At 62.8% G+C, this 21,869-nt stretch carries 20 protein-coding genes; 7 read left to right on the plus strand and 13 right to left on the minus strand.

Translation table 11 applies throughout. The features are described from left to right. Nucleotides 1–11: 11 nt before the first annotated feature. On the minus strand, nt 12–1,775 hold the full coding sequence (kstD, locus tag EEB12_RS01710) for a 3-oxosteroid 1-dehydrogenase (RefSeq protein WP_141487322.1): 1,764 nt from the start codon (nt 1,773–1,775) through the stop codon (nt 12–14). After that, complete coding sequence (locus tag EEB12_RS01715) at nt 1,775–2,395, minus strand: TetR/AcrR family transcriptional regulator (RefSeq protein ID WP_020907656.1); 621 nt, start codon at nt 2,393–2,395, stop codon at nt 1,775–1,777. Before EEB12_RS01715 ends, kstD begins: the two co-directional genes overlap by 1 nt. A 191-nt stretch (nt 2,396–2,586) precedes the next feature. Between EEB12_RS01715 and EEB12_RS01720 the strand changes: the two genes are divergently transcribed. The 3 genes from EEB12_RS01720 to EEB12_RS01730 all read left to right on the plus strand — a co-directional run bounded on the left by EEB12_RS01720 (nt 2,587) and on the right by EEB12_RS01730 (nt 5,286). Continuing rightward, nucleotides 2,587–3,561 (plus strand): ABC transporter ATP-binding protein, encoded by a 975-nt coding sequence (locus EEB12_RS01720; protein ID WP_021332944.1) that lies wholly within the window; start codon nt 2,587–2,589, stop codon nt 3,559–3,561. After that, nucleotides 3,561–4,352, plus strand: a complete 792-nt coding sequence (locus EEB12_RS01725; protein ID WP_019748317.1) for an ABC transporter permease — start codon at nt 3,561–3,563, stop codon at nt 4,350–4,352. The genes EEB12_RS01720 and EEB12_RS01725 overlap by 1 nt, the downstream gene beginning before the upstream one ends. 133 nt (nt 4,353–4,485) lie before the next feature. Then, on the plus strand, nt 4,486–5,286 hold the full coding sequence (locus EEB12_RS01730; protein ID WP_141487323.1) for an alpha/beta fold hydrolase: 801 nt from the start codon (nt 4,486–4,488) through the stop codon (nt 5,284–5,286). Nucleotides 5,287–5,295: 9 nt separating this feature from the next. Here EEB12_RS01730 and otsB read toward each other — a convergent pair whose 3' ends face one another. Continuing rightward, a complete protein-coding gene (otsB, locus tag EEB12_RS01735) occupies nt 5,296–6,084 on the minus strand; it encodes a trehalose-phosphatase (RefSeq protein ID WP_019748315.1) in 789 nt (262 codons plus the stop codon). A gap of 173 nt (nt 6,085–6,257) precedes the next feature. On the opposite strand from otsB, the gene EEB12_RS01740 reads away from it, so the two are divergent. Both EEB12_RS01740 and EEB12_RS01745 read left to right on the plus strand, forming a co-directional pair. Beyond that, nucleotides 6,258–6,587: a type VII secretion target gene (locus tag EEB12_RS01740; protein WP_029255293.1), complete on the plus strand. Its 330-nt coding sequence runs from the start codon at nt 6,258–6,260 to the stop codon at nt 6,585–6,587. Further along, nucleotides 6,584–7,876 carry a hypothetical protein gene (locus tag EEB12_RS01745; RefSeq protein WP_141487324.1) on the plus strand — a complete coding sequence of 431 codons (1,293 nt, stop codon included), beginning with the start codon at nt 6,584–6,586 and terminating at the stop codon, nt 7,874–7,876. Before EEB12_RS01740 ends, EEB12_RS01745 begins: the two co-directional genes overlap by 4 nt. Nucleotides 7,877–7,909: 33 nt before the next feature. On the opposite strand, the gene EEB12_RS01750 is transcribed toward EEB12_RS01745, so the two are convergent. The 4 genes from EEB12_RS01750 to EEB12_RS01765 all read right to left on the minus strand — a co-directional run bounded on the left by EEB12_RS01750 (nt 7,910) and on the right by EEB12_RS01765 (nt 11,552). Next, nucleotides 7,910–8,899, minus strand: coding sequence for a malate dehydrogenase (locus EEB12_RS01750; protein WP_019748312.1), 990 nt, complete (start codon nt 8,897–8,899; stop codon nt 7,910–7,912). A 66-nt stretch (nt 8,900–8,965) separates the two neighbouring features. Continuing rightward, on the minus strand, nt 8,966–9,595 hold the full coding sequence (locus EEB12_RS01755) for a hypothetical protein (protein ID WP_020969537.1): 630 nt from the start codon (nt 9,593–9,595) through the stop codon (nt 8,966–8,968). After that, complete coding sequence (hisS, locus tag EEB12_RS01760) at nt 9,585–10,856, minus strand: histidine--tRNA ligase (RefSeq protein ID WP_019748310.1); 1,272 nt, start codon at nt 10,854–10,856, stop codon at nt 9,585–9,587. The genes EEB12_RS01755 and hisS overlap by 11 nt, the downstream gene beginning before the upstream one ends. 15 nt (nt 10,857–10,871) lie before the next feature. After that, nucleotides 10,872–11,552 carry an MBL fold metallo-hydrolase gene (locus EEB12_RS01765; protein WP_141487325.1) on the minus strand — a complete coding sequence of 227 codons (681 nt, stop codon included), beginning with the start codon at nt 11,550–11,552 and terminating at the stop codon, nt 10,872–10,874. Between the two features lie 194 nt (nt 11,553–11,746). Between EEB12_RS01765 and EEB12_RS01770 the strand changes: the two genes are divergently transcribed. Both EEB12_RS01770 and EEB12_RS01775 read left to right on the plus strand, forming a co-directional pair. Next, a complete protein-coding gene (locus EEB12_RS01770; RefSeq protein WP_047888380.1) occupies nt 11,747–12,628 on the plus strand; it encodes a peptidylprolyl isomerase in 882 nt (293 codons plus the stop codon). Continuing rightward, on the plus strand, nt 12,628–13,440 hold the full coding sequence (locus tag EEB12_RS01775; protein WP_019748307.1) for a peptidylprolyl isomerase: 813 nt from the start codon (nt 12,628–12,630) through the stop codon (nt 13,438–13,440). The genes EEB12_RS01770 and EEB12_RS01775 overlap by 1 nt, the downstream gene beginning before the upstream one ends. A 53-nt stretch (nt 13,441–13,493) precedes the next feature. Here the strand turns inward: EEB12_RS01775 and EEB12_RS01780 are convergent, their stop codons facing one another. From EEB12_RS01780 to yajC, 6 genes are all read right to left on the minus strand, one after another. Further along, complete coding sequence (locus tag EEB12_RS01780) at nt 13,494–15,905, minus strand: RelA/SpoT family protein (protein ID WP_029255290.1); 2,412 nt, start codon at nt 15,903–15,905, stop codon at nt 13,494–13,496. Between the two features lie 98 nt (nt 15,906–16,003). Beyond that, the gene (locus EEB12_RS01785) at nt 16,004–16,582 is read right to left on the minus strand and encodes an adenine phosphoribosyltransferase (RefSeq protein WP_019748305.1); all 579 of its coding nucleotides are present in this window, start codon (nt 16,580–16,582) and stop codon (nt 16,004–16,006) included. Then, entirely contained in the window at nt 16,579–18,309 is a 1,731-nt protein-coding gene (locus tag EEB12_RS01790; protein WP_141487326.1) for an ABC transporter substrate-binding protein, read from the minus strand. Before EEB12_RS01790 ends, EEB12_RS01785 begins: the two co-directional genes overlap by 4 nt. Before the next feature lie 2 nt (nt 18,310–18,311). Continuing rightward, nucleotides 18,312–19,535: a protein translocase subunit SecF gene (gene secF, locus EEB12_RS01795; protein ID WP_020907642.1), complete on the minus strand. Its 1,224-nt coding sequence runs from the start codon at nt 19,533–19,535 to the stop codon at nt 18,312–18,314. Continuing rightward, complete coding sequence (secD, locus tag EEB12_RS01800; RefSeq protein ID WP_020969530.1) at nt 19,532–21,253, minus strand: protein translocase subunit SecD; 1,722 nt, start codon at nt 21,251–21,253, stop codon at nt 19,532–19,534. Before secD ends, secF begins: the two co-directional genes overlap by 4 nt. A gap of 220 nt (nt 21,254–21,473) precedes the next feature. After that, nucleotides 21,474–21,821, minus strand: a complete 348-nt coding sequence (gene yajC, locus EEB12_RS01805; protein WP_047888383.1) for a preprotein translocase subunit YajC — start codon at nt 21,819–21,821, stop codon at nt 21,474–21,476. Nucleotides 21,822–21,869 lie beyond the last annotated feature (48 nt).

The raw sequence follows: 21,869 nt of genomic DNA on the forward strand, positions 1-21,869 counted from the left end.
TCAAGGGAACCCTACCCACGGCGATCTGCCAAACCATTATTCCTGCCTTCGGTGTCGAGTTCACGACCGTCATGGGATCGTCCGACCGCATCGAGCGCGGCCAGATATCCGAAAACCATTGCGGGACCGATAGTTGCACCTGGACCGGCATAGGTATGACCCATGACCGGCGAGCTGGTATTACCTGCTGCGTAGAGCCCGTCGATGACCGAACCGTCGGCGCGCAACGCTCGCGCGCGAGCGTCCGTGTTGATGCCGCCCTTGGTCCCCAGGTCTCCGGGCACCATCTTCGCGGCATAGAACGGACCCTTCGTGAGTTCTCCGAGGCTGGGGTTGGGCTTGTTGGTGCAGTCGCCGTAGTAGTGGTCGTATCTGCTTGTCCCACGGCCGAAGTCGCGATCGACTCCGTCGCGCGCGTGACTGTTGAATCGTGTGATGGTCGCGGACAGCGCATCGCCCGGCACTCCGATCTCGGCAGCGAGTTCGGCGATCGATCCAGCTCGCACGATCGCACCCGATTCGATCCACGACCGAGGTATCGGCCTGCGCGCCGGCACTCCCGCGAACAGGTAACCGTCACGGTACGTCTGATCGAAGATCAGCCAAGCGGGGATGTTTTCAGCGGGTCCTTCACCTCGGCCGTACTTTCCGCCGAACATGGCGTGCGCGGCTTCGACGTAGGGAAGCGACTCGTTCATGAAGCGCTGACCGCTGGCGTTGACCATCAGGCTTCGAGGCAACGAGCGTTCCGCCAAGGCGAACCACGGGCCTTTGGGCAGCGGAATCGACGGGGCCCACCACGCGTCGTCCATGTACGAAATTGCCGCGTCGACGCGCAGAGCGGCACGGATACCATCCCCGGTATTGGTCGGTGCCCCGAGAGTCCACTGCGCACTACTCGGCCGGCGCTGGTACTCGCCTCGCATGTCGTCGTTGTTGTCGAACCCGCCGCACGCGAGGATTACACCGCATCGAGCGTGCATGGTTGTCTGCACTCCCCCGGACTCGAGTCGCGCACCCACGACACGATCATTGTCGGTAACCAAATCCACAAGCCTCGTTCCGAGCTCGACCGTCACTCCGGCGTCCCGAACTCCGAGCATCAGTTCCGCCATGAGCGCCGGCCCGAGCCCGATCAGCTTCTTCTTCCGAGCTTTTGCGACCAGGGATCTCATTCCCACCCGAAGCATTCGCACCGGCCCCCGCCAATGCCGAACCCCCGTGCTCAGCCAACGGTAATCAGATTGTTGGACAACCATGTTGAGTGGCACCTTCATGTACGGCGGATGAAGGGTCGCGAGATCGTCGCCCAGAGCTCGCGCGTCGAACGGGCGCGGCTCGCACGAGCGGCCGCTTGCAAGTCCGCCAGGTGCCTCCGGAAAGTAGTCGGAGTAACCCTTCACCCATTCGAGCTCGAGTGCGGAGTGCCGAATCAGGAAATCGAGGGCTTCCGGGCCTCGATCGATATACGTGTCGATACGGTCGGTGTCTGCATCCTCTCCGACAATGCTCTTCAGATATGTTCGCGCAGAGTCGATATCATCCGCCGGCGCCTCGCGGCGAAGTATCGAGTTTCCCGGAATCCACACTCCGCCCCCGGACCGGGACGACGAACCGCCCCAGTACTCCGACTTCTCCACGAGAATTGTCGAGAGTCCGTTGCGTGCTGCAGTGATGGCTGCGGACATGCCGGCAGCCCCCGATCCCACAACGATCACATCCACCGCTGGTACATCCACTACCGAGAGCTCGGAGTTTCGAGAGTTCTCGTTCATCACTGGTCACGACCTTTCGTGTCATCGTCATCCTGCGTGCGCCACCGGGATCCCTGAACCGCGTCGAGTGCCCCCTCGACGCACACGGGAAGTGATGCCCCACGCTTCTGGGGGTTACGTATCCATTGCCGATAGCCGAACTCCGCCGCCGCCAACATCAAGTGAACGAGTAGTCCTGGTCGGCTGTCATTTTCAGGATCGAGTTGCATTCGTTGTGCCACCAACTCCACCAACCGATCACGATGCTCGGGCGCGATCAGCGCGACTCGATCCATCAGGTGCGGCGCGGTGCGGAACGCTGCTCGCCACTGATCGATCTCCGCGGACTCGAAAGCATTGGAACGCTCGAGGATTGCCCGCGAGATCGCAAGATCAGCCGACTCAGATGCCGGGCGATCCTCGAGCAGTGTCACGATCCCGGCACCGCCCTGCCTGACCGGGTCCAACAGCAGATCCTCCTTGTTACGAACGTGCCGGAAGTACGTACTCGCCGACACCCCCGCTGCTGCCGCAATCTGCTCGGTGGTCACATCCTCGAAACCGTCACGCGCGAACAGATCGAATGCCGCACGTTGAATGTCTGCTCGCACCTGCAACCGTTGTCTCTCCCGTAGTGACATCAGCAACGTCCTCCCGCCTCGGCCGAGATCCGGCCATTCTCGATAATGCGAGTCTCACCTATTGTGACAGTCACTGTCAATATCCAATTCTCTGTCAGATATCAGCAGACCCCGGCATTTCGTTGACAGGGCAGTCCATGTCATCCTCCGGACCGATGTGCTGGTCAGCGCCGTAAGGCACAGTTCTCCTCATGATTGAACTGAGGGGATTGACCAAGGTTTACGGACCGACGAAAGCGGTGGACGATTTGTCGTTCACGGTCAAGCCGGGCATCGTGACGGGCTTTCTGGGCCCCAACGGTGCGGGTAAGTCGACGACGATGCGGATGATCCTGGGTTTGGATCAGCCGACGTCGGGTGCGGCGTTGATCGACGGCAAGCCGTACCGCGAGCTCAAGACACCGCTGCGGACTGTCGGCGCGTTGTTGGATGCGAAGTGGGTGCACCCCAATCGCAGTGCGCGGGCGCATCTGCAGTGGATGGCCGCTTCGAACGGGATCCCGAAGTCCCGCGTCGACGAGGTGCTCGGGTTGGTCGGATTGTCCGAGGTGGCGGGCAAGAAGGCCGGCGGGTTCTCGTTGGGTATGTCGCAGCGTCTCGGGTTGGCGGGTGCGTTGTTGGGTGATCCGAAGGTGTTGTTGTTCGACGAGCCGGTCAACGGTCTCGATCCGGAGGGCATCGTCTGGATTCGTAAGTTCATGCAGCGGTTGGCGGCCGAGGGCCGCACGGTGCTGGTGTCGAGTCACCTTCTCTCGGAGATGGCGTTGACGGCGGAGCAGTTGGTGGTGATCGGTCGGGGTCGGTTGATTTCGGATTCGACGGTCGCGGAGTTCGTGGATCGCTCGTCGGAGTCGACGGTGCGCGTGCGCAGCCCACAATTGGACGCTCTCCATGCCGCATTGACTGCCCACGGACTGACTGTCCGCGAGGAGCATTCAGGATCGGAGCCGGTGTTGGTGGTCGTGGATTCGACCACTGATGTGATCGGCGGTCTGGCTGGTTCGCAGGGAATCGTATTGCACGAGTTGGCGTCTGTGCAGGGATCGCTCGAGGACGCGTTCATGAAGTTGACCGGAGACGATGTCCAGTACCACGCATCCGGTATCGATCCGGGTGCCGGAGCCCACCACACAAACACACAGCACGCTATGGGAGGTGCACTGTAATGGCTGTTCTCAGTGCTGAACGTATCAAGATCACCACGACCAAGTCGCCGCTGTGGTGCACGATCACAATCATCGTCCTAGGGTTGGGCGTCGCCTGGATGATCGGGCGTTCGTCGAGTTCGAGCATTCAGGCGTACAACGACGAAGCCGCATCAGGAACTCCTGATTTCGAGAAGTTCCTCCCCACGTTCAATGAAGCGGGACTAGGAGTTTCCGGCTTCGGCGTCATGGTCCTGATGATCATGGCGGCCCTCGCGATTACCAGCGAATACCGCTTCGGCATCATCCGCACCACCTTCCAGGCCATCCCGAGCCGGGCTTCGGTCCTGATCGCCAAAGCCGGCCTGATCGGCGCCTTCGGCGCGGCGCTGTCCTTCGTTCTCATGCTCGGCGCGGTATTCATCACCAAAGCTGCTGCAGGCTCTGAAGGTTCCACCAATCTGGCACTCGACAACGCCGATGCCTGGCGCGCCGTCTACGGCGTACCGATCTTCGCCTTCCTCTGCGTTGTCCTTGCCATCGCCGTCGGAGCACTCCTCCGGCAATCTGCCGGCGCTATTGCATTGCTCCTGCTCTGGCCGCTGCTCATCGAGAGCCTGTTCGGCATGTTCGGATCCTTCGGTAGAAACGTCACACCGTTCCTCCCGTTCGCCAACGCCGACCACTTCCTCTCTTCGGGTTCGAGCACCAATTTCCATTGGGGCCCTTGGGGAAGCCTGTTCTACTTCGCAGCATTTGTGCTGGTGGTTTTCGGAATCAGCATCGCCGTCGTCAACAAGCGCGACGCCTGACCTAACACCAAGACTGGTCGTACCGGAGATGTTCCGGTGCGGCCAGTTTCTTGTTGCCACAACCGCGGTCAATAGAAGTTAGGATAGGCTCACTTCCATCTGATTTGGCAACGAACTGAGGCAACGGACAGCGATGCAGACTCTGACAACCCAGACTATTTCCACTCCGGGCACCGAAATGCGTGTGTGGCGCACGCCGGCGCTCGATCGGAAATGCGTGGTCTTTCTGCATGGCGCCGGAGTTGATCATCGAATGTTCGACGACCAGGTCGCGGAACTCGCGGGCGCCTATTCCCTGGTGCTGCCCGACCTACGCGGTCAAGGGCTGTCGATTCTCGAGGAAGGCCACCGCGCCACTCTCGACACTGTGATCGACGACGTGAAGGTCATGCTCGACTCGCTCGGAATCGATCGCGCAAGCATCGTCGGACACTCGTTCGGCGGAAACATCGCGCAGGAGTTCACCCATCGTCATGCGAATCGAGTAGACAAGCTCGTCATGATCGGCAGCCCTGGCCAGCACCGGGAAATGAGTGGAGCCGCTGCCTCGGCAATCAAAATCGGCACGCATTTGTATCGACGGATTCCGTGGGGTTCCTTTGCCTTTTACAGTGGCCGGTGGTCGAGTCGAAATCCCGCAACTCGCAGATACGTTGCAGACTGCATGCTGGCCGCCGGACGGCAGACCTGGCTGGATCTGGGAACAAGCGGGTTCGCGTCACTCTGCCCGGTGGATACGGCACCCCGAAAGGAGACCCTCCTGATGCGGGGAGAGGTCGACATGCCGCGCCAACTCGATCGAATCTACGACGCCCTGAGCGATCAACTACCGGACCTGATTCGCCGGGTGGTGATCACCGGCGTCGGACATCAATGCACACAGGACAATCCGGAAGAGGTCAACCGCGCGCTGGTCGAGTTCTTGGCAGACTGACCTCACGTGTCAGCGTTCCAGGTGCGCGGCAAGCTCTTTCATCCAATCGAGGAATGCCGGCGGGCCGTCGAACTGGACGCCGTCGACAGCAGCCACTTCCGGTGCAATGTCATCGCCCTTGACCACCAACGCTTCTCCACCCGAGGCAAGGACAGCAGCAAAGGCAGGTAGGTCACCACGGTCGTCGCCCGCGTACGCGACGACGTCGACGCCTGCGGTGGCGATCGCGCGAAGGAGGCCTGTCCCCTTGTCCTCCTCAACGGGTGGACGCAATTCTTCGACCAACTTGCCGGGCTCACGCCGCAACCCGGTCCGGCTCGCGATTTCTGTCGTCGCTGCTTCCACCAGGCGCTGCGCGACCGCTCGATCCGCGGCCCGACGCCAATGCACAGCCACCGCAAGGCCTTTGCTCTCGACGTGGATGCCAGGAACTGACTGAGAGTCGAACAGGCGACGCAGTTCGGCTTCTGCTTCGGCGACGGCATCACTGAACGCAGCGACGGCCGGAAGCACTTCGATTCCGTTCTCCGTCCAGGTCTCGACGCCGTAGGAACCCATGAGAACAACCGAATCCAGACTCAGTCGTTCTCGCAAGAACGACGCCGGCCGTCCCGAGAGCAAGCCCACCACGCCGAAGTGCCTCGACAAAGTCGCGAGCACCTCCTCGGCACCGGGCAGGAGCGCACTGGCCGACGGATCGTCGACGATAGGTGCAAGCACACCGTCGAAATCCATCACCAGCCCACAGCGAGCTGGATCGGACGTGAGTCGGAGGATGACGTCCGAAGCGGTTCGCATGGTTCGAGTGTGCCAAATCGATCGCACCCGCAATACCAACACCGGATCAGAATGTAATCTCTGCCACTTCGTCCAGGTTGTCCGGAAAGCGCAGGGTGAGCCGTGTCCACTCCCCTCCGGCGCCGATTCCGTCCGTTACAGTTCTCACGACGCTTACCAACTGGGGGGTAATGATGAGCGAATTGACTGTCGTCACTGACGACATCCGAAGGTACGGCTCGACGTCGGCCGAAGCTGCAGGACACATCGCGCAGGCCGCCGCCGTCGATCTGGGCGCCAACATCGCGGCAGTCGCACCAGCCGTCGGTCCTGTCGGCATCGAGTTTCTCGCGGCATTCGCGCGCGCCCAGGCAACTCACACCAAAGATGTTGCAGCACTGGCGACCTTCTACGCCGGCAACGCAGCAACGGCGAGTGCAGCCGCTCAGGCCTACGACACCACAGATCTTTCAACCGCGTCAGATCTCGCCGGCATCGCTGGATCGACGGACGTGACCGCGTGAACAGCGATCGCGTCGACACCGATCGCATGAACACCGAAGACGACTCGACGACGGTCCTCGAATTCCTTCAAAGTGGTGCTCCGGCCCCGGCATTGCCGAACAACACGGTCGAATCGATGCTCGCCGGCATACCGGTTCCGGCATTACCCGGAATCGAAGATCTGTTCGCGCCGTTGATCGAACTCGGGAAGAGCCTCGGCACCGGCACTTTTGCCGGCACCGATCCCGTCGGCATCTTCAACCAGGCGTCCACTCTCATCGACCAAGCCATGGGATTGTCCCAAAGGGCGGTCGCCGAGGTGGGCCAGACCTGGAACAGCACCGGCAGTGAAGCCGCGACCGAACTGTCGCGATCCGCCCAGAACAGCGGCGCAGAATTGAGCGAACGCGGAACCGCGATATCGAAAACCGCTGCTGCCGCCGCGGAATCGGTGCAGCGAGGCAACGCGAATCTCGCGGCGATCGCGCAGTCCTTCGCGACCACGGTTGCAGCTGCTGCACCGATCGCGTGGACACCACCAGGACAGGCGATGCTGATTGCCTCCGCAGCCGAACACATGCAGGCAGCCGTCGCGGCGGTGACACAGACTCGCGGGGAAATGCTCGGGCACACCGCTGCCATGAACGCCCTTGCCGGGTCGATCCCCGTGCCGACTCCACCGATCGGTGAGGCTCTCGCCAACCTTGCCACTCCGGGGGCGCTCGCCGACGCCGCCCGTCAGATCGCCCAACCTCTGGCGGCATCAGCCGCGTCGGCATCGCCGCTGTCTGGATCGCCGCTGTCTGGATCGACCGATGCCGGCGACGCACCGTTATCCGCGCACTCAGGAACCGATGCCGTTCGGACCGCGGCAGCGCAGGCAGGCGCCGGACTTCCGACCGGCGTCGACAAGCTGTGGGGCGCAGGCAATTCATCGACGTCACTCGCAGCCGGCGGGTCGCCGTCGCCCAGTGCGACAGCGAGCTCCGGCGGAGCATGGGTGGGTGGAAGCGGCACTACCGGTGGAACGATGAGAGGCGCAGCGGGAGTTGCTGCAGTTCAACCGGTTCCGGTAGCAACGCCCGGCCTGGGTGCACCATCTTCGGCGGTCGGCAGTAGCGGCATATCGCCGGGCGGCATGATGGGCGGCGGTCCTCGCGGAACGCGGGACGACGAGTCGTCACGCACGACTCCGGGGTATCTCGTCAGCGCCGGTGACGAAAACTCGATGGTCGACGATCTACCGATGGTGTCACCGCCCGTGCTCGGTGCCGAGAATCCCGATCAGTACCTGTTCCGAGATCTCTGATCGGGACTCCCCGGCCGGGGAGGCATTACAACCTCAAACGAAGCCCAACTCCCGTACCGCCGCACGCTCCTGCTCCAATTCGCTGACGGACAGGTCAATCCGTTCGCGTGAGAAGTCGTCGATCGCGAGATCCGGAACGATAGCGAATTCACCATCGGCACAGGTCACCGGGAAGGACGAGATCAATCCTTCGGGCACCCCGTAGGAACCGTCCGAACAGACGGCCATGGATACCCAGTCGTCCTCGGCCGTTCCGATCACCCAGTCACGGACGTGGTCGATCGACGCGCTGGCCGCACTTGCCGCAGAGGACGATCCACGCGCAGCAATGATGGCGGTGCCTCGCACCTGCACAGTCGGGATGAAATCGTTCTCCACCCAGTCTCGGTCGTTGATCACCGCGAGCGCAGGCTCACCCGCGACGGTCGCGTGGGACAGGTCCGGGTACTGCGTCGCCGAATGGTTTCCCCAGACGGACACCTTGCGCACCGACGACGCACGAACGCCGGTCTTCTTCACCACCTGCGCAATCGCTCGGTTGTGGTCGAGGCGCGTCAGCGCACTGAACCGAGTATCGGGTACATCCGGCGCGTTGTTCATCGCGATGAGAGCGTTGGTGTTGGCCGGGTTTCCGACGACCAGCACCTTGACGTCCGAGGCTGCGTTGTTGTTGATCGCCTTCCCATGCGCTGTGAAAATAGCGCCGTTCGCGCTCAGCAAGTCGGCGCGCTCCATCCCCTTGCTCCGCGGACGTGCACCGACCAGCATCCCGACGTTCGCGCCGGAGAAGGCGACATCGGGATCGTCGGTGATGTCGATGGAGCTCAGCAAGGGGAATGCGCCGTCTTCGAGCTCCATCGCGACGCCTTCGGCAGCGGACACGGCGGCGGGAATCTCGAGCAGTCGAAGTTTGATCGGTACGTCAGCGCCGAGCATCTCCCCCGCAGCTATGCGGAAAAGCATGCCGTAGGCGATCTGACCCGACGCTCCGGTCACCGTGACGGTTACGGGCGCAATACTCATTGCCGACTCCTCACCTGCCGTTTTCACGACTGTCCGTTCTACAACGCTGTAAGAACGGTTTCCACGCTAGTCGAGTAATCCGGCCACTTCGTGGTCCGTCAGTGTGGTTCTCGGCACTCGTCCCTCCGCCGTCACGAGTTCGACGGCGCGGTAGAGCGGACGCTCGGCCAGTCCGGCGCCGCGGGCTTCGGCACGCAACTGTTCGATCAGCACCGAGGACAACGCGGCAGCCGGTACCAACTCACTGGCCGCCAGGGCGTCGGCGAGCTTGCGGAGTGCAAGGATCTCCAACTCGCGCCCGCCCCCTGCCGTGTAGAGCGCCAGCGGTATTCGCACGGTGGACCGACCGTCACCGAGTGTCAGGCTGACCTCGCTGATCCGGCCGGATCGCACCGTCAACGCCGCCGTGAGCACCTCGGCCACGTCGACGTCGTTGGTGCGAAAACCAGCTTGTGCTCGAATCCTGTTGCCATACAAGGTGATATGCCGGCGCAGCGTCATCAGAATCGCCAGTGACGTCGGAACCGCGATGACGGCACCGACGATCACTCCGACCGTCACCGTCGAGAACACACTGACGATCAACCCGACGACCACACCGAAGACCACCACAACAACGGCAAACTTCTTCAGCCGCGGCGCGATCAACGCCACGGGAACCAGATCGAGCGAAACCGGTTCAGCCTCAGTGCTCAACGAGATCCCCGAGCTTGTCGACAACTTGGTCGAGCGGCACCGTCTCCTGCTCACCCGTCGCCAATTGTTTGACAACGACAACGCCCTCTTCGAGCTCGCGCTCGCCGAGAACCAACGCGACTGCGGCGCCCGAGCGATCGGCCGCTTTCATCGAGCCCTTGACGCCACGATTTCCGTACGCCAGGTCGACGCGAATCCCATTGGCACGCAACTGGTGTGCGATCTTCACCAGTGCCGCCTTCGCCTCGGCTCCCATCGGTACACAGAAGACGTCGACACGTGCCGGTGGCGCAACCGACTTACCCTCGGCCTCGAGCGCGAGAACCGTGCGGTCGACGCCGATTCCGAACCCGATCCCCGAGAGCGGCTGTCCGCCCAGCTGTTCCATCAGTCCGTCGTAACGACCACCACCACCGATTCCGGACTGGGCACCCAGTCCGTCGTGGACGAATTCGAAGGTCGTCTTGGTGTAGTAGTCGAGGCCGCGGACCATGCGCGGGTTGACGACGTAGGGAACTCCCAAGGCGTCGAGGTGCGCAAGCACCTCGTCGAAGTGGGCCTTGCAGCTCTCCGAGAGGTGATCGAGCATGAGCGGTGCGCCGGCCGTCATCTCGCGTACATCTGGGCGCTTGTCGTCGAGCACCCGGAGCGGGTTGATCTCGGCGCGTCGACGCGTGTCTTCGTCGAGCGGGAGTGCAAAGAGAAACTCCTGCAGCAGTTCGCGGTACTGCGGTCGGCAGGTGTCATCGCCGAGAGAGGTGATTTCGAGGCGGAAGCCGTCGAGCCCCAACGACCGGAATCCGGCGTCGGCGATCGCGATGACCTCAGCGTCGAGCGCGGGGTCGTCGATCCCGATGGCTTCGACTCCGACCTGCTGCAACTGGCGGTAGCGGCCGGCCTGCGGGCGCTCGTAGCGGAAGAACGGGCCCGCGTAGCTGACCTTGACCGGCAACTGTCCACGATCGAGGCTGTGCTCGATGACGGCACGCATGACACCGGCGGTTCCCTCGGGACGCAACGTCACCGAACGGTCACCGCGATCGGCGAACGTGTACATCTCTTTGCTGACGACGTCGGTCGACTCGCCGACACCGCGCGCGAACAGGCCGGTGTCCTCGAAGATCGGCAATTCGATGTGGCCGTACCCGGCCAACCTGGCGGCGCGCGTCAAACCGTCACGAACGGCGACGAATTCGGCTGACTGCGGCGGAACGTAGTCCGGAATTCCCTTGGGTGCAGAGAAGGTGCTGGCTTTACTCACGAGAGGTACTTTTCCTTATTTCTGTGCGCTGAGTCCAACGAGAAACGGGTTCGAGCTTCGCTCGGCGCCGATCGAGCTGTTGCCACCGTGCCCGGGCAGGACCACGGTCTCGTCACCGAGCACCAGTAGCTTGCGGGCGATCGAAGCGAGCAACTGCTCGTGATTTCCGCCTGGCAGGTCGCTGCGCCCGATGGAACCCTGGAACAGGGTGTCACCTGTGAACGCCAAGTCCGCGGGCCCGCTCTCGGTGTTCGCCTGGGTGCGGAACACCACCGATCCCTGCGTGTGCCCGGGCGTGTGGTCCACGACGAACGTCATTCCGGCCTCGGTGATCTTGTCTCCGTCACTCAGTTCGATCACCTCGTCCGGCTCCACGAACGTCATGCCCTGAATGAATTCCTTCATCGTCGGGCCGATCCCCCGTGCCGGATCGCTGAGCATGTAGCGATCCTCGGGATGGATGTACGCGGGCACGGAGTACCGCTCACAGACCTCGCGGGCCGACCACACATGATCGAGGTGACCGTGGGTCAGAAGTACTGCATTGACCGACATGTCCTTGGAGTCGAGATATTCGAAGAGCGGCTCGGCTGCATCCTGACCCGGATCGACGACTACGCATTCGCACGCGTCGTCCTGAGCGAGTATGTAGCAGTTGGTTTGGAACATCCCGGCCGGAAAACCAGTGACGAGCACGGGGGCAACTCCTCTTCGAAGGGTGGAAACGAACAACACGCTGTCGGTTACAGCCTAAGCTGCTGCCCCGCCAGTAAGTTCTCAGGTTGCAATGGGAGACTCTGACGACGAGTAGAGCCGCTTGCCGAAGCCGACCCCAGGGTGTCGCTCGGCGGGCCGACCACGATCCACCCGCGATACGGAGGACTACAGCAGTGCCGAGTAACGAGCAACGCCGCGAGGCGGCGAAACGCAAGCTCGAGCGTCAGCTCGAACGTCGCGCAGAACGTGCCCGCAAGCGCAAGCAGATGACGATAGCCGGAACTGCGCTCGGCGTGGTCGTCGTAGTCGGCGTCGTCGGTGGACTCATCTGGTTCAGCAATCGCAGTGACGACGACGCGAACACCACCAACACTGCTGCCGACGATTCGAGCCTCACGCCACAGACTGCGGGTGCAATGCCGGCCGGTCTGTCGACGCCGCTGGCCGACACGGTTTCCTGCTCGTACCCGGCTGACGGCGCTACCGCGTCCAAGGCCAACAACCCTCCTCGTACCGACGGGATTCCCACCACCGCGCCGGACGCGACGCCGAGCATCAGCGTCGAGACCTCGCAGGGAAACATCGGGCTCACGCTCGACGGAACGAAGTCTCCGTGCACGGTCAACAGCTTCGTGAGCTTGGCGCAGCAGGATTACTTCAACGACACCACCTGCCACCGCATGACGACGAGCCCCTCGCTCCAGGTTCTGCAGTGCGGTGACCCGTCGGGCACCGGCACCGGCGGACCGGGCTACGGATTCGACAACGAGTTCCCCACCACGGCGTACGCCACCACCGACCCGGCAGCGCAAGAGCCAGTCACCTACGCGCGCGGCACGGTTGCGATGGCCAACACCGGGGCACCCGGTAGCAACGGCAGCCAGTTCTTCCTCGTCTACGGCGACTCACAACTCCCGCCGCAGTACACGGTTTTCGGCACGATCGACGAGACCGGTCTCGCCACTTTGGACAAGGTCGCGGCCGGCGGATCGACACCAGAGGGCGACGGCAAGCCGAATCTGACCACCGACATCAAGACAGTAAGGCTCGACTGATGCGACGTAATCCTGTGATGCGCTTTCCTGTAGTTATTGCCGCCGCAAGCGCCGCAGCGCTGCTTCTGGCTGGTTGTTCCAGTGATTCCGGTAGCTCGGACTCGCCGTCCAGTACCTCCAAGGCGAAGACGACAACGGCTGCCATGCCGCCGCTCGACATGTCACAGTTCGACGCACTCCCGCCTGTCCCGACTCCGGCGTCGGCGACCGTCGACTGCTCGTACCCGAGCGCAGCGGGCGCTGCAAAGACCGTCAATCCGCCGAACTCCACGGGCGTGTCCACCGAGGGAACCGTCAACGTCGCGCTCACGACTACGGCCGGCCCGATCGGGATGGAACTGAACCGGGCAGAAGCCCCATGCACGGTCAACAGCATCGTGAGCTTGACCGAGCAGAAGTATTTCGACGACACCCCGTGCCATCGACTGGTCACCACACCCGGTCTTCAGATCCTGCAGTGCGGCGATCCCTCGGGCAAGGGCACGGGCGGACCGGGCTACGGATTCGACAACGAGTACCCGACCACTGCGTACTCCGCTAACGATCCGGCGCTCTCCTTGCCTGCCGTCTACCCTCGCGGCACGCTCGCAATGGCCAACTCGGGTGCACCGGGCAGCAACGGCAGCCAGTTCTTCCTCGTCTACGAGGATTCGGTCTTGCCGCCCAACTACACGGTCTTCGGAAAGATCGACGACGCCGGCCTGGCGACGATCGAGAAGATCGCAGCCGACGGCGACGACGGAGGCATGGGCGCAACCGGTGGCGGCGCACCCAACACCCCGATCACCATCGAGACTGCAGTAGTCGCCTAACCCTGCTGTGCGCCTTTATTAACCGCCCGCGGTTAATAAAGGCGCACAGCAGTTTACGAAGCAGAGGTCACGCGGTAGACGTCGTAGACGCCTTCCACATTGCGAACCACGTTGAGCACATGACCCAAGTGCTTCGGGTCGCCCATCTCGAAGGTGAACTTGCTGATCGCCACTCGGTCACCTGAGGTGGTGACCGAGGCCGATAGGATGTTCACTTTCTCGTCGGCCAACGCCTTGGTGACGTCGGAAAGCAACCGATGACGATCGAGCGCCTCGATCTGGATCGCGACCAGGAACACCGACGTCGCTGACGGTGCCCATTCGACGTCGATGATTCGCTCGGACTGATCGTGGAGCGAGTTGGCGTTGGTGCAGTCGGTACGGTGCACGCTGACCGCCCCACCGCGCGTGACGAAGCCCAGAATCGAATCGCCCGGAACCGGCGTGCAACACTTTGCGAGTTTTGCCACCGTACCGGGTGCTCCGGGAACCAGAATTCCGGAGTCACCCGTACTGCGGGTGCGCACCGGCATGGTCGACGGCGTCGAACGCTCGGCCAGTTCCTCCTCGACGGCGCCGACGCCGCCCAGATGAGCAACCAGTCGCTGCACGACGTGGTGCGCTGACACCTGGCTCTCGCCTACCGCCGTGTACAACGCCGAGACGTCGGGATAGCGAAGTTCATGCGCGATCGTGCTCATCGATTCGGCATTCATCAACCGCTGCAACGGAAGTCCCACACGGCGGACTTCCTTCGCGATCTGATCCTTGCCGGACTCGAGCGCCTCTTCGCGGCGTTCCTTCGCGAACCACTGACGGATCTTCGCCTTGGCACGCGGCGAGACGACAAACGTCTGCCAATCTCGGCTCGGCCCGGCGGTGGCAGCCTTCGACGTGAAGACCTCCACCACTTCGCCGTTTTCGAGAGTTCGTTCCAGCGCGACCAACCGACCGTTGACCCTGGCACCGATGCATCGGTGCCCGACCTCGGTGTGCACCGCATACGCGAAATCGACGGGAGTCGATCCGGCAGGCAACGTGATCACGTCACCCTTCGGCGTGAAGACGAAGATCTCCTTGACCGCGAGGTCGTAACGCAACGATTCGAGGAACTCCCCCGGATCGGCCGCTTCACGTTGCCAGTCGAGTAGCTGACGCATCCACGCCATGTCGTCGACCTCGGCGATGTCGCCCGCGTGCTTGCCCTTGGTCTCCTTGTACCGCCAGTGCGCGGCGATACCGAACTCCGCGGTCCGGTGCATGTCCTGGGTCCGGATCTGGACCTCCAGGGGCTTGCCTTCCGGTCCCACGACGGTGGTATGCAGCGACTGGTAGACGCCGTAGCGCGGCTGTGCGATGTAGTCCTTGAAGCGTCCGGCCATCGGCTGCCACAGTGAGTGGACAACGCCGACCGCGGCGTAACAGTCACGCACTTCTTCACACAGGATGCGGACGCCGACCAGATCGTGGATGTCGTCGAAATCGCGGCCCTTGACGATCATCTTCTGATAGATCGACCAGTAATGCTTGGGCCTGCCTTCGACGATGGCGTTGATCCGCGAGGCGGACAGGGTCGAGTTGATCTCGGCGCGAACCTTGGCCAGATAGGTGTCACGAGAAGGCGCGCGATCGGCGACCAGTCGAACGATCTCGTCATACTTCTTCGGGTGCAAGATGGCGAACGAGAGGTCCTCGAGTTCCCACTTGACGGTCGCCATTCCAAGTCGATGTGCAAGTGGCGCAATGACTTCGAGAGTCTCTCGCGCCTTACGTGCCTGCTTTTCTGGCGGCAGGAATCGCATCGTGCGCATGTTGTGCAGACGATCCGCGACCTTGATCACGAGCACGCGCGGGTCCCGCGCCATCGCGATGATCATCTTGCGGATGGTTTCGCCCTCGGCGGCGGTGCCCAGAACGACCTTGTCGAGTTTGGTGACGCCGTCGACGAGGTGAGCAACCTCGTCACCGAAGTCCTTGGTCAACTCTTCGAGTGAGTACCCGGTGTCCTCGACGGTGTCGTGCAGCAGGGCTGCGACGAGGGTGGTGGTGTCCATACCCAACTCGGCCAGAATGCTTGCGACGGCCAACGGATGCGTGATGTACGGATCGCCGGACTTGCGACGCTGGCTCGAATGTCTGTCCTCGGCGACGTCGTACGCACGCTGGAGCAGCGCGAGGTCGGCCTTCGGATACAGCTCACGGTGGAGGCTGACCAACGGCTCGAGCACCGGGCGGATGGTGGCGTTGCGCTGACCGGTGATGCGCCGAGCAAGCCGAGCGCGCACCCTACGGGAGGCGGAAGCGGGCACGGCCAGGTTCTGCCCACCCCGATTGCCGGCAGTTTGCGCAGATCCCGAATCGTCGGGCACCGCGGACTTCGATGGTGTCGTCTCCGGAGCCGGATCTGCACCCGTCTCCTGCGACACTGCACCCGAGTTCTGTGATCGATCAAGATTCGACGTCATGTCGCCACCTCCTACCACCGAGTTGGTTGAGGCAACCGCCCTGCATCGGGTAATTGCCCTGGAGGTCTAACTCGACCCCCAGGAGACAACTTTAATACTCAGACCTTCACCAGGGATGTCAGTGGGTACTTCAAGAAGCGATCTCGACCGCGCAGTTCCTCGATCTCGAGCACCACTGCGACGCCGACGACGTTCGCTCCACCCAACTCAACCAACTGTACAGCCGCCTCGAGTGTCCCTCCGGTAGCCAGAACGTCGTCGATCACCAGAACATTCCGCCCGGTGAGATCGAAGCCGTTTGCAGGAATCTCGAGCGTCGAAGATCCGTACTCGAGGCTGTACGAACGAGAGAGCACCGGCGGCGGCAGTTTGCCGACCTTCCGCACGGCCACCACCCCAGCACCCATCTTCGCAGCCGCGCCGGCACCGAGCAGGAACCCGCGAGCATCGACGGCGGCAATCGTGTCGGCGTCCGGAGCACAGGCGACAAGGGCGTCGAGCACGGCCCCGAACCCCTCGGCGTCGGCGAACACCGGAGTCAGATCGGCGAACCGAACCCCGGGCCCGGGAAAGTTGTCCGCCCAACGGGTCAGCCGAACAACGGCGTCTCCGGCAGCCCGGTGGATTGCGATCAATTCTTCAGGCGTGTGCAAGGCAACACCATTCGAGACGCTCATCTGCGTAATACCCATCTGTCCATGTTCCAGCCGGTAGCGGCCCGAGTCGGATTGACCAACACTGCCGACATGCCTGGAGCTACAGCGACAGTTCGTAGTTGATTGAACAGTGGAATCGTAGGCACCTGGGTCCACAGGATGTTCTCCGCCTCCACCGAGAGTCCCAATTGCGCACTGGTGCTCGCATCCACGTTCAACTGATCGATGATCTGATCGATCCGTGCATTTCCGTACATACCGAGGTTTGCGCCGTTGCCCGATCGCAACGCTCCGCGCGCGTCGATCATGCTCGCTGTTCCGCCTGCCCCGACTTTGCCTGCCATGCCGGAAAGCACAGCGTCGACTCCCCCGGACTGCAGACGCGCAGGATCGAAGCTGTCGGTACTCGCGTCCTCGATCGTAATTCCCGCCGGAGCACACGCGGCTTTCGCTTCAGAGACGATCTGCGCCCGCACCGGGTCCGGTGCGAGGTACCCGACCCGGACGGTCAACTGGTCGAGATCGGCTTCCGACAACGACGTCTTCGCGGCATCGACGTCGGCATTGGCGTACCGGTCACCGTCGACCGCAGCGGCGTCGCTGTACACGAGTGAATCCGGCGCCATCAGTCGCGAATCGACCACGCCGGAACCCAGACCAGCCTGCGGCGCATTCTCCGTCTGCCCGAACTTCTCGAACAGAGTTGTCCGCGGAACACAATGCGCGAACGCTCGACGGGCGGCTTCGTCGCCCAGCGAACCAGACGTCGCGAGAACGAACTGCTCGATCGACCGCGACGGAATCTGTTGGACGTCGAACCCGGACGGAGTACCGAGCTCGCCGGCCGACCCGGAAGCGACGTCGACGACCTCGATCGAGTTCTTGTCGAGATCCTCGGTCAGATTCACACCACGTGGCCAGACGACGATGCGATCGGTCGCGGGCTTGTTGCCCCACCACCGCTCGTTCGCGACCAGCACCAGGCCGTCGTCGGCGCTGTACGAGTCGATTCGATACGGACCAGCGGAAGGCAGTACGGAGGTGTCCACCTGACCTGGAGTCAGGTTCCACCCGGTGTTCCAGAAGTCCGCTATCTTCGACAACGCGTCGGTGTCACCGGCATTCACCGCGCTCACCACGTCGCCGACTCCGGCGCGCTGCGTCACGATGTGTGAAGGCATCAATGCAGTCGCACCGAACAACGACCGCCAATCGGTGAACGATCGCCCGGGCTTGAAGAAGACAGTCGCGTCCTTCGACCCGCTCTGGCAGTCGATCCGGTCGATGTCCGCGTAACCGAGATTGTTCGCCGTGTCGAACATGGGCTTCGCAGCACCATCGACGTCTTTGGTGAACTTGCCACTCGACGCCGCCCAGGTGAGGACCAGATCGTCACAGGACATCGGAATCCCGTCGGAGTACACCGACGCCGGATTGAGCTTGTACGAGACCGTGAGCACGTCACCGGGCAACTCCGACGCCGTTCCGATGTCGGTGTCCGACACAGGTGCTCCGGCCGGGCCGGTGAACGTGAAGCCGGGAAGCACCCGGCCGAACGCGGCCATCGCCCCGGACACCGATCCAGCTGTCGTGTTGGCGTTGTACGTGGAGATGGAGTTGTCGATGGCATATCCGATGGACGGAACCTGCTCGGCGCTTTCCGAGCAGGCCGCCAACGAACCGGCAGCCACAGCGGTGGCCGCAACGAACGCCATCGATCGAACCAGTGTGCGTGTTCTTGGGAGCATGTTCAGTGCCCCTTCTTGTTTCGCTTTCCGGTCGGCCGCACACCCGGCTGCGGAGCAACCGGCGCACGGCGTGCAACTGGTGCGCCGACGGCAACCGTCTGCGTACCCTTCTCGGCCAGCGTAGCCCGGCGCGAGAGCACCTTACGAGTGTGCGCGGCAACGGGTCCCCAGCGTTCCTTCATCGACACCAGGAGCGGCGTCGCGAAGAAGATCGAGGAGTACGCACCCACGATGATGCCGACGAGCTGAACCAGCGCAAGGTCCTTGAGCGTGCCGACGCCGAGCATCCAGACCGCGACAACCATCAGAGCGATCACCGGGAGCACACTGATGACGGTCGTGTTGATCGATCGCATCAAGGTCTGATTCACCGCGAGGTTGGCCTGCTCGCCGTACGTCCGGCGCGTCAGATGCAGAACACCGCGTGTGTTCTCTTCGACCTTGTCGAACACCACCACTGTGTCGTACAGCGAGAAGCCGAGAATGGTGAGCAAACCGATCACCGTCGCGGGCGTCACCTCGAAACCGACGAGCGAGTAGACGCCGGCAGTGACGATGATGTCGAAGAACAACGCGACGATCGCGGCTACCGCCATGTCCCGCTCGAAGCGGATGGCGATGTAGATACTCACGATCACCAGGAACACAATCAGCGCGATCAGCGCCTTCTTGGTGATCTGGCCGCCCCAGGTTTCACTCACGTCCGCAAAACTGATGGCCTGCGCCGACGGGTTCCCGTTCTTGTCCTTGGGCTGGAACTCGTCGAAGAGCGCCGACTGCAGATCGTTGATCTGCGTCGCGTTCAACGTCTCCGACCGAATCTGTACGGTGGCGCTGGCACCCGAGCCGACCGTCTGCACGCTGACCGGCTCGAACCCGAGTGTGTCGGAGTAGACGGTTTCCACCTCCGACGTCTCGACTCCACCCTCGGCCGGGAACTGAATGCGCGATCCGCCCTCGAAATCGATACCGAAGGTGAAGCCGCGCAGGATGATGCTGAGCAGCGCAATGGCGACCAGAGCGCCGGTCAGTCCGTAGTAGAAACGACGCCTGCCGACGACCTCGAACGCACCCGTTCCCGTGTACAGCCGCGAGAGCCAACTGTGCTTGGGCATCGCGCCCTGATCGACGCCGGAGTCGGTGATCTCCGACCGGGCTGCGGCGTCGGCGGACTCGGCCGAGGAACTGTTGTTGGACCCCACCGGGGAGTTGTTGGACTCGCTCATGCTCGTGTCTCCTTAGCCGACGCAGCGGCGGCAACCTTACGTTCGCGGGCAACCTCTTGCACTGCGCCGAGACCGTTGACGCTGGGCTTGGACCAGAACGCCGAACGGGACGCCATACTGACCAGTGGCCACGTCACGAGGAACACGACAATCACGTCGAGGATGGTGGTCAGACCCAAGGTGAAGGCGAAGCCTCGCACCTGTCCGACCGCCAGCACGTACAGAACTGCAGCGGCGATGAAGCTCACCGCGTTGCCGGAAAGAATTGTTCGGCGCGCTCGCGCCCAACCGCGTGGCACCGCGGAGCGGAAGCTACGGCCCTCACGCATTTCGTCCTTGATGCGTTCGAAGAACACGACGAACGAGTCGGCGGTCATACCGATACCGATGATCAGACCAGCCATGCCGGCCAAGTCGAGTGTGAAGCCGATGTATCTGCCGAGCAGAACCATGATCGCGTAGACCATGACTCCGGAGAGGATCAGCGACAACGCCGTCAGGACGCCGAGCATCCGGTAGTAGACGAGGCAGTACAGCAGCACGAGAACGAGACCGACCGCGCCGGCAATCAATGCCGCCTGCAGTGAGGCCAGTCCGAGCGTTGCCGAGACCGTCTCGGCCTCGGAGGCTGCGAACGACAGCGGAAGCGAACCGTACTTCAGAGTGTTGGCAAGTTCTTTGGCGCTCTCCGCAGTGAAACTGCCCGTGATCGAGGTCGCGCTACCCGCAGGCGTTGCACCTTGAATCGTGGGAGCGCTGACGACCTTCGAGTCGAGCGTGAACGCTGCCTGCTTGCCGATGTTGGCTGAGGTGAACTCGGCCCAGGTGTTGCTGCCGGTCGTCTTGAACGAGAGGCTGATCTCGTGGCGCGACTGCTGCGAGTTGAAGACCGAAGACGCGTCGGCAATCTCCTGGCCGTCGATGATCGAAGGACCGAGAAGATAGATGTTCAGTCCGTCTTGCGAGCACGCGACCAGCGGAAGAGTCGGGTCGTCGTTTCCACGGAGCGGATCCGCGACGGAGCAGTCGAGGTTCGCCACTGCTTGCTGCTGCACCGTCGGATCGCTGCTCTGTCGGAGGGCGCGCGCTGCGGCGATTTCCGCTGCTGCTGCGTCGCCTTCGTCGGTGCCGTCACTCGATGCGTCCGCGGGGGGAGCCGGTGTTGTCGTCTCCGGCGCCGGGGTTGCCTCCGGAGTGGTCGGGTCCTGAGCCAGGAACGGGCGGTTCTGCGGCGTCGGGGTCCCGTCGGCCGGCGCCTCGGGAGCCGGAGCATCAGTGGCCGGAGTTTCAGCCGCTGGCACCTCTGGGGTAGCTGTCCGGTTCGCGTCACGGGTGGCGACGTCGATCGAACCCGTCACCGGGCGGATGTACAGACGGGCGGTCTGGCCGAGCGAGCGAGCCTGCGCACTGTCGTCGCCGGGAACGGTGATGACGAGGTTGTCACCGTCGACGACGACCTCGGAGCCGGAAACGCCGAGACCGTTGACGCGGGTCTCGATGATTTCCTGAGCCTGCTTGAGACTGTCCTGACTGGGAGCGCTGCCGTCCGGGGTACGAGCGGTCAACGTGACGCGCGTTCCACCCTGCAGGTCGATGCCGAGTTTCGGCGTGGCCGACTTGTCTCCAGTGAAGAACACCAGGGCATACAGTGCCACCACCAGGACCCCGAAAAGGGCCAGGTAGCGGACCGGATGCACCGTTCCGGTGGAAGGTGCCACGATCTTTAAGTCTCCTCAGTAGGTGCAGAGCTTCAGTAAATGCAGGGCTCGGGCGGTCGACGACCACCCGAGCTGCGGCGTTCGAACTGCAACGATTGATCAACGGGATGAACTGAGCTGCTGGTGAAAGAACTACTCCGATGAAAGAACTACTACAGACCAACCGATCTGGACGTGTGTCCGAGTTCACAACTCTAGAACACGTGCCAGGTCGACGAAGTCAGGACTCCTTGGTGAGCCGGATTTCGGTGTCAGCAGCTGATTCTTCGATCTCGGAAACCGAGTCGTCGTCGTACTCGTCGGTTTCGGCCGTCTCGACAACGCGCTCACGGATGACCAGACGCGACCAGGTGGTGATGACACCGTCGGCGATCTCGAGGTCCACGGTGTCGTCGTCCAGAGAAGCAATCGTGGCATAGAGCCCGGCCGTGGTCTGCACTCGATCGCCGACCTGCAGCGAGTCCTGCATCTCGGAAGTGGCAGCCAAAGCCTTCTTCTGCTTGCGCATGCCCAGGAACATGGGCACCAGCAGTGCGAGGATCAAGAGTGGGAAAAGCAAACTCGACATGTGTTGATCAACCTCGGTTGTGTTGCACGTTTTACGCCGCGATGGTCC

This window comes from Rhodococcus sp. WS1 (assembly GCF_003797745.1).
Taxonomy (GTDB): domain Bacteria; phylum Actinomycetota; class Actinomycetes; order Mycobacteriales; family Mycobacteriaceae; genus Rhodococcus_F; species Rhodococcus_F erythropolis.